11 protein-coding genes are annotated in these 13,202 nt (G+C 66.3%); 7 read left to right on the top strand and 4 right to left on the bottom strand.

What is annotated here, in order from left to right; genetic code table 11:
* The first annotated feature begins 58 nt into the window (after window positions 1-58).
* Entirely contained in the window at window positions 59-661 is a 603-nt protein-coding gene (locus ACZ1JS_RS17995; RefSeq protein ID WP_465168749.1) for a hypothetical protein, read from the top strand.
* 7 nt (window positions 662-668) lie between these two features.
* Here the strand turns inward: ACZ1JS_RS17995 and ACZ1JS_RS17990 are convergent, their stop codons facing one another.
* Window positions 669-1,472, bottom strand: coding sequence for a DUF2306 domain-containing protein (locus ACZ1JS_RS17990; protein ID WP_465168748.1), 804 nt, complete (start codon window positions 1,470-1,472; stop codon window positions 669-671).
* A 45-nt stretch (window positions 1,473-1,517) separates the two neighbouring features.
* On the opposite strand from ACZ1JS_RS17990, the gene ACZ1JS_RS17985 reads away from it, so the two are divergent.
* From ACZ1JS_RS17985 to katG, 3 genes are all read left to right on the top strand, one after another.
* On the top strand, window positions 1,518-2,366 hold the full coding sequence (locus tag ACZ1JS_RS17985; protein ID WP_465168747.1) for an exonuclease domain-containing protein: 849 nt from the start codon (window positions 1,518-1,520) through the stop codon (window positions 2,364-2,366).
* 150 nt (window positions 2,367-2,516) lie between these two features.
* Entirely contained in the window at window positions 2,517-4,391 is a 1,875-nt protein-coding gene (locus tag ACZ1JS_RS17980; protein WP_465168746.1) for a glycoside hydrolase family 2 protein, read from the top strand.
* A 107-nt stretch (window positions 4,392-4,498) separates the two neighbouring features.
* A complete protein-coding gene (gene katG / locus ACZ1JS_RS17975) occupies window positions 4,499-6,718 on the top strand; it encodes a catalase/peroxidase HPI (RefSeq protein ID WP_465168745.1) in 2,220 nt (739 codons plus the stop codon).
* A 60-nt stretch (window positions 6,719-6,778) separates the two neighbouring features.
* Here katG and ACZ1JS_RS17970 read toward each other — a convergent pair whose 3' ends face one another.
* Window positions 6,779-7,108, bottom strand: coding sequence for a hypothetical protein (locus tag ACZ1JS_RS17970; RefSeq protein ID WP_465168744.1), 330 nt, complete (start codon window positions 7,106-7,108; stop codon window positions 6,779-6,781).
* A gap of 188 nt (window positions 7,109-7,296) precedes the next feature.
* Between ACZ1JS_RS17970 and ACZ1JS_RS17965 the strand changes: the two genes are divergently transcribed.
* From ACZ1JS_RS17965 to ACZ1JS_RS17955, 3 genes are all read left to right on the top strand, one after another.
* Window positions 7,297-8,493 (top strand): AAA family ATPase, encoded by a 1,197-nt coding sequence (locus ACZ1JS_RS17965; protein ID WP_465168743.1) that lies wholly within the window; start codon window positions 7,297-7,299, stop codon window positions 8,491-8,493.
* A gap of 143 nt (window positions 8,494-8,636) precedes the next feature.
* Window positions 8,637-9,680, top strand: coding sequence for a ParB/RepB/Spo0J family partition protein (locus tag ACZ1JS_RS17960; protein ID WP_465168742.1), 1,044 nt, complete (start codon window positions 8,637-8,639; stop codon window positions 9,678-9,680).
* Window positions 9,681-9,780: 100 nt separating this feature from the next.
* Window positions 9,781-10,971 (top strand): replication initiator protein A, encoded by a 1,191-nt coding sequence (locus tag ACZ1JS_RS17955; RefSeq protein WP_465168741.1) that lies wholly within the window; start codon window positions 9,781-9,783, stop codon window positions 10,969-10,971.
* Between the two features lie 392 nt (window positions 10,972-11,363).
* Here the strand turns inward: ACZ1JS_RS17955 and ACZ1JS_RS17950 are convergent, their stop codons facing one another.
* Both ACZ1JS_RS17950 and ACZ1JS_RS17945 read right to left on the bottom strand, forming a co-directional pair.
* Entirely contained in the window at window positions 11,364-11,828 is a 465-nt protein-coding gene (locus tag ACZ1JS_RS17950) for a hypothetical protein (RefSeq protein WP_465168740.1), read from the bottom strand.
* 62 nt (window positions 11,829-11,890) lie between these two features.
* The gene (locus tag ACZ1JS_RS17945; RefSeq protein ID WP_465168739.1) at window positions 11,891-13,114 is read right to left on the bottom strand and encodes a threonine synthase; all 1,224 of its coding nucleotides are present in this window, start codon (window positions 13,112-13,114) and stop codon (window positions 11,891-11,893) included.
* Between the last annotated feature and the right edge of the window lie 88 nt (window positions 13,115-13,202).

Genomic DNA, 13,202 nt, shown 5'->3' with positions numbered 1-13,202 from the left:
TCGGCGCGGTACGATCGGGCTGGCCAACGCCGCACCGCACCGCCAGAGGAGAGCCGCCATGCCCGATGCCAGGCTGTTGCGTAGCTTCACCCGCAAGCGCTTCGATCCGGCGCGGATGCGGATCGATCCCGCCCGCCTCGCCATGCTGCGCGACACGCGCGCCGCGCGGATCGCGGCGCTGCTGGGCACGCAGAAACCCTATACGCTCGACACGCCGTGGCTGACGCTGCGCCCCGATCAGCCGATGGTGGCCGGCAGGGGATGGGTCGAATATGTCAGCCCCAGTTCGGTCGGCATGGGGCAGTTCGCGGACGGCAGCTATATGTATGCCGCGTTCGACCTGATCTTTCAGAAGGACATGCCCTCCTCCTATTCGGTCGAGCGGCCGCAGGTGATGATCCAGTTGGTCGATCCGCCGGCGGCGACGATGCTGATCGAGGTCGATATCCATTGCTACGACTTTCCGCCCGGCGATCCCGAATTCGAGATTCAGGCGGCGAACAAGCAGGTGATGACCATTTCCGAAGGGCATCGTGAGACCATCATGTTCCTGATGCACGACTTCGCCTCGATCCAGTCGGCCTGGGCCACGGGCGAGAAATTCTGGGACCGCGACGGCAACTGGGCGTTTTTCGAGGCGCGGATCACCCCGGTCGACTGATCGCGCGTCACAGCGGCGCGCCGGTGACCCCGCTGACGAACCCCGGGCCCCAGAAACGGGTGACGAACACCCAGGTCGCCAGCATGACGAACAGGCTGGCGGCGATCAACGCCACGACCGCGCCCCCGGTCAGTGCCATCGCGGCCGGGCGGTGGCGGGCGCGGATGAACAGTTCGGCGACCGCCAGATTGGGCAGGTAGAAGGCGAAGGCCATCACCGCATCGAAACCGCCGCGAAAATCGCTGCTATGCCCCGCCCGGCCCATGGTCAGGAACCACAGCCCATATTCCATCCGGTACAGCCATGAGCCGATGACCAGCGCGAACAGGCGGATCGCCCAGGCCCGATGCGCCGCGATCCGCCCGGTCCATGCCCGCTGCCACGCCAGCACCGCGGCGGCGCAGGTGAGCAGCCCGTACAGGCCGAAACCGATATCCATCACCGGACCGCCGATCGTGCCGCGCGTGACGATGAACCCCAGCCCCCCAGCCCCGGTCACCGCCGCCGCCATGACATAGACGCGCCCCAGCCAGCGGTGCAGCCCCGGCCAGCCCGTCCGCAACCGTGCGATCAACTGGATCGGCCCCAGCAGCAGCAGCACGCCACCCGCGACGAAATGCGCACCGATCGCCGCAGTGCCGATCGGGCCGGCGCGATCGAACAGCGCAGGCAGCGACGCGTTCCACTGTTCGGGCGTACCGCGCAGCGCCGCCCCGCCGAAAAATGCGACGATATAGGCCCCGAACAGCGCCGCGCTGATCCAGGTCACCACGACCAGCAAGCCCGCCGCCCCGCGCACCGTCCGTTCCATCGCGCCATCTTACGCGGGCGCGTGCGCTCATGCTATGGCGACGCGGTGTCCGTGCCATCCGTTCCGCCCGTCGATTTCGTCGTCATCGATGTCGAAACCGCCTGTTCGCGCGTCAGCAGCATCTGCCAGATCGGCATCGTCGGCTTTCATGCCGGGGCCGAAGTCTTCGCCTATGAAACGCTGCTCGACCCCTGCGACGAATTCTTCGCATCGAACATCCGCATCCATGGCATCACCAGCGACCATGTCTTCGGCAAGCCCAATTTCGCCGATATCCATGCGACGGTCGGATCCTATCTGACCGGCCGGGTGACGGTGGCGCATTCGTCGTTCGACAAGAGCGCGCTGGCCGCCGCCTGTGCCCAGCATGGCCTGCCGCCGATCGAGACGCGCTGGCTCGACAGCGTCGGCGTCGCGCGGCGGGCATGGCCCGAACTGCCGAGCCACCGGCTCAACATCCTGACCAAGTTCCTGAAGCTGCGCCACAAGCATCACGACGCGCTGAGCGACGCGCGCGCGGCGGGCATGGTCGTCGTCCGCGCCATGGCGCATACCGGCCACGACCTCGCCGCCCTGCTCTCCCCCGCCCCCAAACGCGGGTCGGCGCCCAAGGCCGCAACCGACGGCCCGCTGAAGGGGCAGCGTATCGCCCTGATCGGCGCGACCCGCGACGGCCCGCTCGCGCACCGGCTCGCCGCGCTCGGCGCGCGAATCGTCGCCGGAGTCGGGACGACCACGACGATGCTGGTCATCGGCAACGCCCAGACCTTCGGCCGCTTCGTCCATGCCCATGCCGATTATCGCCGCGCGGAGGAACTGAACCGGGCCGGCGCTGCGATCGAGATCGTCGAGGAGGATGGGTTGCTGGCACGGTTGGCCGCAATGGCGGATTGACCGGCAGCACCCGTCCCTCGGGTCTTCGCCGCGCTACCCTCTTCGTCATTCCCGCGCAGGCGGGACGACGGCAAGGGCGGTCGACCGGGAAGCCGGCCGGTCGCACGCTAACCCCTTGTACCCCATCCCGCCAACGGCAATGATGCGACGATGATCGCCCGCCTGCCCCTCGCCCTGCTCGGCGCGTTCGCGCTCCTGCTCCCCGCCCGCCCGGTTCTGGCCCAGACGCCGCCGCCACCCGTCGCGATGGTCGCGGGCGACCTGCGGCCGGGCAGCGACCTGACCGGGCAATGGCATTATTCGATCGACCCGTATCGCGCCGGGATGCGCGGCTTTCACGGCGAGGATGCGAACGTCACCGAACGCCGTTGGGCGGACGTCGATGTTCAGGCGGAACTGCGCCGCAACCAGCAGTCGCTGTTCGAATATGACATGGCCGCCGCCCCCGTTGCGACGCTGCCCGGCGGGTGGATGACGCATGCGGCGGAGATGCGCCACTATCAGGGGCTGGTCTGGTATCAGCGGCATTTCAGCGCGCAACCGACCGCCGGCAAACGCCGCTTCCTGCGCTTCGGCGCGGTCAATTACCGGGCGCGCGTGTTCCTGAACGGCCAGTTCGTCGGCGAGCATGAAGGCGGCTTCACCCCCTTTGCGATCGAGGTCACCGACCGCGTCCGGGCCGGCGACAACCAGATTACCGTCGCGGTCGATTCCGCCGTCGACGCCAGCAGCGTGCCGCCCCCGGTCACCGATTGGGAGAATTATGGCGGCATCACCCGCGACATCCGCCTGATTGAAACGCCCGCGACCTTTGTCGACGACGCCTGGGTGCGGCTGACCCGCACCGGCCGACTCGCGATCGATGCGAAGCTGAACGGCAGCACCGCCGCCAATGCGCTGTTGCGGCTGACCATTCCGGCGCTGGGGGTCACGCTGTCGGGTCGCACCGATGGCGAGGGCCGCTGGCATGGCGAGATCGCCGCCCCGAAGCGCATGCGCCGCTGGTCGCCCGAGACGCCGACCCTCTATGACGTGACGCTCGACGCGGGCGAGGATCGCTGGCGCGACCGGATCGGGTTCCGCACGATCGAGCGGCGCGGGGCGCAGATCCTGCTCAACGGCCGCCCGGTCTTCCTGCGCGGGATCAGCGTGCATGAGGAGGAATTCGGCAACAATCCCGCGCGCAGCATCACGCCCGCCGCGGCCCGCGCGCTGCTGGCCGAGGCGAAGGACGGACTGCATGCCAATTTCGTCCGCCTCGCCCATTATCCGCATGGCGAGGTGACGACGCGGCTCGCCGACGAACTGGGGCTGCTCGTGTGGAGCGAGGTGCCGGTCTATTGGCTGATCGCGTGGGACAATCCCGCGACGCTCAAGACCGCCCGCGCGATGCTGGCCGACAATATCGTGCGCGACCGCAACCGCGCGTCGATCGCGATCTGGAGCATCGCCAACGAAACCCCCAATTCGCCCGCGCGCAACGCGTTTCTCGGCACGCTGGCCGACGATGTCCGGCGGCTCGACGATACGCGACTGCTGGGTGCGGCGCTGCTCACCGACCGGTCGACACAGGACGGCCACCCGCTGATGACGATCAACGACCCGCTGGCGGAACGGCTCGATGTGATGGGGGTCAACACCTATAATGGCTGGTATTCGCCCGACCTCCTGGCTGATCTGCCCGGAATCGCGTGGCAGGTGCCGACGAACAAGCCGCTGATCCTGTCCGAATTCGGCGCGGGGGCGAAGGCCGGCTTTCACGACGACCGCCCTGCCCCGCAAAAATTCTCCGAGGAATATCAGCGCGACTATTATCGCGCGACGCTGGCCATGGCGGCGAAGATCCCGACGCTCAGCGGCATGTCGCCATGGCTGCTCAAGGATTTCCGCTCGCCGCGCCGCCAGAACGGTTGGCAGCAGGGCTATAATCGCAAGGGGCTGGTATCGGAAACCGGACAGCGCAAGCTGGCGTTCGACGTGCTGGCGGGATTTTATACGGAACAGGCACAGCGCGAGGCGAAATAGGCGCGATCGATCGAAAAAAACGATCAATGGCATTGGTTCAAGTCATTAGCCTTACCCAAGCCGCTGGTTCATCCTGCCGCCAGTAGACGGTCGAGAGGAATTTACCGATGGACGCCATTACCGAAGGCAGCCCGATCAACGATCCCAAGAAACAGCCCGCCGCGATGCGCCGCCTGCTGGGCCAGACCGCGCGCGACTGGTGGCCCGAAGCGCTGTCGATCGACATCCTGCATCAAAAGGGTGTCAGCGGGAATCCGATGGGCAACGATTTCGATTACCGCAAGGAATTCGAAGCAATCGATTATGCCGCGCTCAAGGCCGACCTGACCGCGCTGATGACCGACAGCCAGCCCTGGTGGCCGGCCGATTACGGTCATTACGGCCCGTTCTTCATCCGCATGGCGTGGCACTCGGCCGGCACGTACCGCACCGGCGACGGCCGCGGCGGATCGTCGGCGGGGCAGCAGCGCTTCGCCCCGCTCAATTCGTGGCCGGACAACGGCAATCTCGACAAGGCGCGTCGCCTGCTCTGGCCGATCAAGCAGAAGTACGGCCGTCAGCTGAGCTGGGCCGACCTGTTCATCCTGGCGGGCAATGTCGCGATCGAATCGATGGGCGGCCCGACCTTCGGCTTCGGCGGCGGACGCGAGGACGTGTTCGAGCCGGAAAAGGATGTCTATTGGGGCACCGAGGAGGAATGGCTCGGCCAGACCCGCATTGATGAGGAAGCCGGCCTCGCGCTCGAAAGCCCGCTCGCCGCGATCCAGCACGGGCTGATCTACGTCAATCCCGAAGGTCCGGGCGGCTGCCCGATGCCCAAGGGGTCGGCACGCGACATGCGCGAAACCTTTGCGCGCATGGGCATGAACGACGAGGAAACCGTCGCGCTGACCGCCGGCGGCCATACCTTCGGCAAGGCGCATGGCGCGGGCGATCCCAAGCATGTGGGGAAGGAGCCGGAGGGCGCCGATATCGCCGCACAGGGTCTGGGCTGGGCATCGACCCACGAGACCGGCATGGGCGACCATACCATCACTTCGGGTCTCGAGGGGGCTTGGACGCCGACGCCAACGAAATGGGACATGACCTATTTCGACATGCTGTTCGACCATGAATATGAACTGGTGAAGAGCCCGGCGGGCGCGCATCAGTGGCAGCCGGTCGGCAGCCCCGAGGATACGCTGGCCCCGGCCGCGCATACCCCGGAAAAGAAGGTGCCGACGATGATGTCGACCGCCGACATGGCGTTGAAGGTCGACCCGGCGTACAACGCGATCTGTCAGAAATTCCGTGCCGATCCCGATTATTTCGCCGATGTCTGGGCGCGGGCATGGTTCAAGCTGACCCATCGCGACATGGGGCCGAACGTCCGCCTGATCGGCCCGGAAGTGCCGAAGGAAGACCTGATCTGGCAGGATCCGGTCCCGAAGCTGGAAGGCGAGCCGCTGGGCGAAGGCGATGTCGCGACGCTGAAGCAGGCGATCGCCGCATCGGGCCTGTCGATCGCCGAACTGGTGACGACCGCCTGGGCCTCGGCCTCGACCTATCGCGGGTCGGACAAGCGCGGCGGCGCCAATGGCGGCCGCATCCGCCTCGCCCCGCAAAAGGACTGGGACGTCAACGAGCCGGAACAACTCGCCAAGGTGCTGGGCGTGTATGAGGGCATCAAGGCCGATTTCGACGGCAAGGGCGGCAAGACCGTGTCGATCGCCGACCTGATCGTGCTGGGCGGTGTCGTCGGGCTGGAACAGGCGATCGCGCCGACCGGCCATCATGTCGCCGTGCCGTTCACCCCGGGCCGGACCGACGCGACGCAGGAATGGACCGATGTCGAGAGCTTCGCGGTGCTCGAACCCAAGGCCGATGCGTTCCGCAACTATCTGCAGGTGCAGTTCAACGTTCCGACCGAGGAGCTGATGATCGACCGGGCGCAGCTGCTGGGTCTGTCGGCACCCGAAATGGCGGTGCTGGTCGCGGGGTTGCGCGTGCTGGGGGCGAACCACAGCAAGGCGAAGGAACACGGCGTGTTCACCACGCGTCCGGGCCAGTTGACCAACGACTTCTTCGTCAACCTGCTCGACATGGGCACGGCGTGGAAGCAGATCAGCGACGAAAGCGACCAGGAGTTCGTCGGCACCGATCGCCATACCAAGGAGCAGAAGTGGACGGCGTCGCGGACCGACCTCGTCTATGGGTCGAACTCGCAGCTGCGCGCGATCGCCGAAGTCTATGCGTGTGACGATGCCGGCGAGAAGTTCGTGCAGGACTTCGTCGCGGCATGGACCAAGGTGATGATGGCCGACCGTTTCGACCTCGGCCGCGCGTAACGACTGTCGGGGCGGGGCGCATCATGGTGCGTCCCGCCCGCCTTTTTGGCGCCTGTCGCGCTATTCGTCTGCGGGTGAACGCCGTTCGCGCTTGATCTTGCGCACCTGGGCAAGTTGCCCCTGCAATATCGCCAGCGCATCCTCTTCCTGCCGGCTCAGCCCGGTCAGCGATATATGCCGCAACAGGACCTCCAACGCATCGCCGATCCGACCGATCTGGCGGCCATAGCTGCCGACATCTTCCAAAATCCGTTCTTCGACTTCGGGTGCCGGCGTGCTGCCCAGCTGGATGTTCACGAACCCGATCTGGGCTCCCTGCTGATAGAGTCGCCACGGGTTGATCGCCTGGATCAACTGTTCGGGCGCGACCGCATAGGTCAGGCTTTTCATCGGCACTTCTCCGAACGAAGGGTCGGGGACAGATACGCGCCTACTACTGTCCATCGCCGCCCACCCATCGTCAATATCCGCAGCGTCGCGGCCGCGTGTTGCATTTCGCACCGATAGAACTTGCCCGATTGAAGCTTTCGATGTCATATAAGAGCCGACAAGCTTCAATCAGCGGATCGGACCCAAACATGAATGCAATCGTCGCGCAGATCGGCGATCTTGCCGAAGCTGGCGAGCGGATGATCGAGCGGCTGCGGCGCAAGGCGTTTCTGCCCGAAAGCCGCAAGGCACTCAACGTCCGCTTCGGCATTGCCGAGGCGGCGCAACTGCTCGGCTGTTCGACCAACCGCATCCGCATGGCCGAGGATGACGGCCGCCTGCCCCCCGCCCCGGCGGCCGAGAATGGCCGGCGTCTCGGCTATAGCGTCGAGGAACTGCTGCACATGCGGCAGGTGCTGGGCGCCTCCCCTGCCCGCGCACCGCTCGACGTGCCGGCGGTGATCGCGGTGCAGAATTTCAAGGGCGGCGTCGGCAAGTCGACCGTCACCACCCACCTCGCCCATTATTTCGCGGTGCAGGGATACCGGGTGCTGGTGGTCGATTGCGACAGCCAGGCGACGACGACCACCCTGTTCGGGTTCAATCCGCATTTCAACATTACCCGCGAAGAGACGCTTTACCCCTATCTGTCGATCGATCCTACGCAGAACGACCTGTCCTATGCGGTCAAATCCACGTCATGGCCGAATGTCGACCTGATCCCATCGAACCTCGAGCTGTTCGATGTTGAATATGAGTTGGCGGCATCCGGGTCGGACGGGCAATCGGTGTTGGCAGCGCGGTTTCGTAAGCTTAAACAAGGGCTTATCGATCTGGCGCGGCATTATGACATCGTTCTGCTCGACCCGCCGCCCGCGCTCGGCACGATCAGCCTTGCGGTGATGCAGGCGGCGAATGCGCTGCTGGTGCCGCTGGCGGCAACCACGCCCGACTTCTGTTCGACGGTGCAATTCCTGTCGATGATGGATCAGGTATTGCAGCAACTGAGCGGCGCGGGGATCGAGGTCGATTACAGCTTCGTCCGGCTGATCTGTTCGAAGTTCGACGGCAACGATCCGAGCCACGCGATGGTGCGGGCGATCATGGAACAGAGTTTCGGTCCCGCGCTGCTGCCCGTGCCGATCCTCGAATCCGCCGAGATCAGCCATGCGGCGATGCGGATGATGACCGTCTACGAACTCGAAAAGCCGATCGGCACGCCCAAGACGCACAAACGCTGCCGCGCCAATCTCGACGAGGCATTGGGGCAGATCGAGCAGCTGGTGCGACAGGGTTGGGGCCGCGTCGCACCAGCGGGGGAGGAGGCGTTGTATGCGGCGGTTTGACAGCGCAAAGCGCGGCACGGCGAGGCGCGAAGCGCCCAGCCTGCACAAACCGCCCGGCCGGCGGGCCAGCAGCCCGTCCGACGCGTTGGCGCAGGCCAATGCGGCGCTTGTAGTCCCCCACCTTACCCACAGGCCCACCCCCCATGGCGCGTAAACAATCCGACTATCTCGCCGCGCTGCTCTCCGACGAGGCTCCGCAGGCCACCGAAGCCCCCCCTGCCCCACCCGAGCGCGGCTCCGACCGGCTGCGCGGTACCACCCTGCTCGGCCGTGAATCGGCGCTTGCCCGGGTCGCCTCGGGCGAGGTTCGCCAGGTCACGCAACTGCTGCTCGACCCGGCGCGGGTCCGCATCTGGCCGGGCAATGCGCGCTCCTATGCGCATCTGACCGAGGCGAGCTGCCGCGAACTGATCGATTCGATCATCGCCGAGGGTGGGCAGAAAGTCCCCGCCGTCGTCCGCCGGGTCGAAGGCGACGCCGCGCATGACTATGAGGTGATCGCCGGCACCCGCCGTCACTGGTCGATCTCGTGGCTGCGCGCGCACAGCTATCCCGACATGATGTTCGTGGCGCAGGTCGCCACGCTCGACGACGAAGCCGCCTTCCGCCTCGCCGATCTGGAAAACCGGGCACGCGCCGACGTGTCCGACCTCGAACGCGCGCGCAACTATGCGGCGGCGCTCAAGACCCATTATGGCAATCACGCATCGCGCATGGCCGAACGGCTGAAATTGTCGAAGGGCTGGCTGTCGAAGATGCTACGCGTCGCCGCGCTGCCCGACGCGATCGTCGCCGCCTTCGCGTCGCCCGGCGATGTCCAGTTGAAGGGCGGCTATGCACTGGCACAGGCGCTCGACGACCGCGCCGATGCGGCGGTGATCGGCGGCGAGGCCAAAGCGCTGGTCCGCGAGCAGCAGCATCGTCGCGACAAGGGGCTGCCCCCCATCCCCGCCGCCGACGTGCTGCGCCGGCTGATCGATGCGCCCAAACGCGGACAGGAATCGAAGGACCGGTTCGTGTGGACCACGCCGCACGGCCGCGTCGCCGTCACCGCGCAGACGATCAACCGGCAGGGGGTGACGCTGCGCCTCCATGCCGGATCGGGCCTCAGCAACGACGATATGGTCGAGATGGTGCGCAAGGCGCTGATCGAGCTCTACGGCGACGGCCGCGGATTGCAGCGGTGACCGGGCGGGCGCCCCGAGTTTCCCCGGGGAAACATCGCCCGTCCCCCACCCCTTTCTCCCCGAAGTTTCCCCGGGGAAACCTGCCTGCGGACCCGACGACATGACCCGCCCGACACCCGAAAAAATCCCCGAACAGTTCGACCTGTTCCTCCCCTATCTCGCCGACATGCCGCTGCGCGACCAGCGCGAGATGATGGAGCGGCCGTTCTTCAGCCTAGCCAAGAACAAGCGCATCAAGCCGATCGACTATCGCAGCCCCGATGGGAAGCTGTGGGTCCATGTCTCGGCCAATGCCGATTACGGCATGGCGACGATCTGGGACGCCGACATCCTGATCTATTGCGCCAGCGTGCTGGCCGACATGGCGCGGCGGGGGGTCAACGACGTGCCGCGTAAGCTGCACCTGATGCCGTACGATTTGCTGCGTGCGATCGGGCGACCAACGACCGGGCGGGCATATGAGTTGCTCGGCCAGGCGCTCGACCGGTTGGTGGCGACGACGATCAAGACCAACATCCGCGCCGAAAACCGGCGCGAAGCAACGTTCAGCTGGCTCGATGGCTGGACACAGCTGGTCGATGAGAGGACCGAACGATCGCGCGGCATGACGATCGAGCTGTCGAACTGGTTCTGGGAAGGGGTGATGATGACCGGCGGCGTGCTGTCGATCGACCGCGCCTATTTCGACCTGACGGGGGGCCGCGAACGCTGGCTGTACCGCGTCGCGCGCAAACATGCCGGGGGCGCCGGGGAGGCCGGTTTTGCGATATCGATGCCGACATTGTTCGAGAAATCGGGTGCGGAGGGGCAATATCGCCGCTTCAAGTTCGAAATCGCCAAGATCGTCGAACGCGACGAACTGCCCGGCTATACGCTGACGCTCGAACAGCCCGCCGACAAGCGTGAACCGCTGTTACGGATGCGCAAGCGCGCCGGCGGCGCGGCGCGGACCACGGTTGTGAGCGCACCCCCTGCCCCTGCCCCTGCCTCTGCCCCCGCTCCGACCCCTGCCCCGTCGCCCGAGCGGACGGAGGAACTGGTCGATGCCGCGGCGATAATCCGCCGCTCGGTCAAGGGGCTGGCCAGTCGCGCGACCGAGGGCGAGATCACGCCGCAGACGCTGGCGCTGTTACGTGCCGAATGTCCGGGCTGGGATTATCAGACGCTGCACGCCGAATTCCGCGCGTGGATCGACGGCGACGCGACACGGACGCCGGTCAACTATCAGGCCGCGTTCATCGGCTATGTCCGCCGCTGGGACGCGCAGCACCGTCACGAACTGGGGCGCTGAACCGACCTGGTCGCGTCAGGGGAAACAAGTTTCCGTTCCCGAAGTGTCGTCCGCCCCGCCGCTCCCCCGATCCGGTTGTGCATGAAGTTGAAGATCGAGCGGCAATTTGAACCTCCTCGACCCCGGCCATTCCATTATTGATTCAATCGGCATCAATGATCGATGCGAGGCGGGGGATCATCGACACTCCGGGAACGTCCTTCGACCCTTTCGGAACGCTCCTCCGACACTTCGGGAACGCCGGTCTCGATCCTTCGGGAACGAAGCGCCGATCCTTCGGGAACGCCGTGCCGCCCGCGAATCGTGGTTGCGGGCGGGATTGCGGCGGTTGGCGCGCCCCTTAACCTGCTAACCTTTCTATAAACCGTCTAACCGGTTCGGATGGTTGAATTTCAGTTTCTGGAAGAGGAAGGCCGCGCCCGGGCAAGACGTTTGCGGGTGAGGGGAGGGTGTTCGTACAGGTCGCGCAACGCCCGGTAGCGAAAGCGATTCCACCAGCGTTGCCAGCGATGTTCGGCCGCGTCGTGCAGCATGTGGCACCGCTGGCACAGCGCCGCGAGGTTCGCCGGCGCGTTGTTGCCGGGATCGTGATCGAGATGCGCACAGGCCAGCACGACCCGCGTCATCCGCACCTTCGCCAGCGGGACCCTAAGCGCCGCGATCCGGCGGCCCTCCGCCGATCGCCAGCATCGCCTTTTGCCGTCCCACCAGCGCCCGTCACCCAGATGCGCCACCCGCTGCAGATGCGGACGGCCACAGCGCTCGCAGCAACCGCCCGCGCGGTCGAACCGGATCGCGGCGGACAATTGCGTCCAGTCGATCGGATAGAGCCAGCGGTTTTCGGCACGGATCGGCATGACGATTCTATGAGTCGGCCGAACCGGAAAGGGAAGCGAAAAGGATGGCGGGCGACCGCATCCTATAGCCGGTCGAAATCGATCTCGCCGAACCGGTCGAGCGTCGCATCGGCCGGGGGCAGGGGGTATTTCAGCCCGATCGCGCAGTTGAACAAGACGACCTCCTCCTCCGCATCGACCTCACCGTCGCGCAGTGCCTGTCGATAGGCGGCCAGCGTCGCCCCGCCTTCGGGGCAGAGCAGCAACCCGTCGCGGCGCGCGCAGTCGTCCACGGCCTTCAGGATCGCCGGGTCGCCCACCGCCAGCGCCTTGCCGCCCGACTCCCGCACCGCGCGCAGGATCAGGAAGTCGCCGACCGCGCGCGGCACGCGGATGCCGGCGGCGACGGTGTGCGCATCCTCCCAGCGTTCGGCATGTTCCTCGCCCGCCTCGAACGCGCGGACGATCGGGGCGCAGCCGGCGGCCTGCACCGCATACATGCGGGGGCGTTCCGATCCGATCCAGCCCAGCGCCTCCAGTTCGTCGAACGCCTTCCACATGCCGATCAGCCCGGTCCCGCCGCCGGTAGGATAGAAGATGGCGTGCGGCAGGCGCCAGCCAAGCTGCGCGGCGAGTTCGAGGCCCATCGTCTTCTTGCCCTCGATCCGATAGGGTTCCTTGAGCGTCGAGAAGTCGAACCAGCGTCCTTCCGCCGCGCCCTTCGCGACGATCGCGCCGCAATCGTCGATCAGGCCGTTGACCCGCCACACCCGGCTGCCCTGCGCGGCGATCTCGCGCACATTCACCTCGGGCGTGTCTTCGGGGCAGAAGACGATCGTCTCGATCCCGGCGCGCGTGGCATAGGCGGCGAGGGCGGCGCCGGCATTGCCGTTGGTGGGCATGGCGATGCGACGAACGCCGAGTTCCTTCGCCATCGCGACCGCCATCACCAGCCCGCGCGCCTTGAAACTGCCGGTCGGCAGGCGGCCCTCGTCCTTGACCAGCACCTTGTCGCCGCCCGACCGGGGAATGGGGATCAGCGGCGTCTCGATTTCGCCGAGGCTGACGATATTGGCCGTATCGCGCACCGGCAGCAATTCGCGCCAGCGCCACAGGTCGGTGTCGCGCGCCGCCAGCGTATCGCGTGACAGCGCCGCGCCCACCGCCGCCAGATCGTAACGGACCAGTAACGGTCGTCCGGCGCGCGAGAGGTTGTGGAGCATATCGGCGGGATAGATTTCGCCGGTCATCGAACATTCGAGACGGGTGACGAAGGTCGGGCGGGTTGCGGTGAGATTATCGTGCATGACCAACAGTGTAACCGCGCTTTCGCGCGGGTCCATGCCGCCGTTCGTTAACCCTTTGCCGCAAGCATAGGGACAAGTGGTCGCGCCC

The sequence above is a fragment of the Sphingomonas sp. BL-S-05 genome, from assembly GCF_055521695.1.
This window is presented reverse-complemented; position numbering and strand designations above follow the sequence as displayed.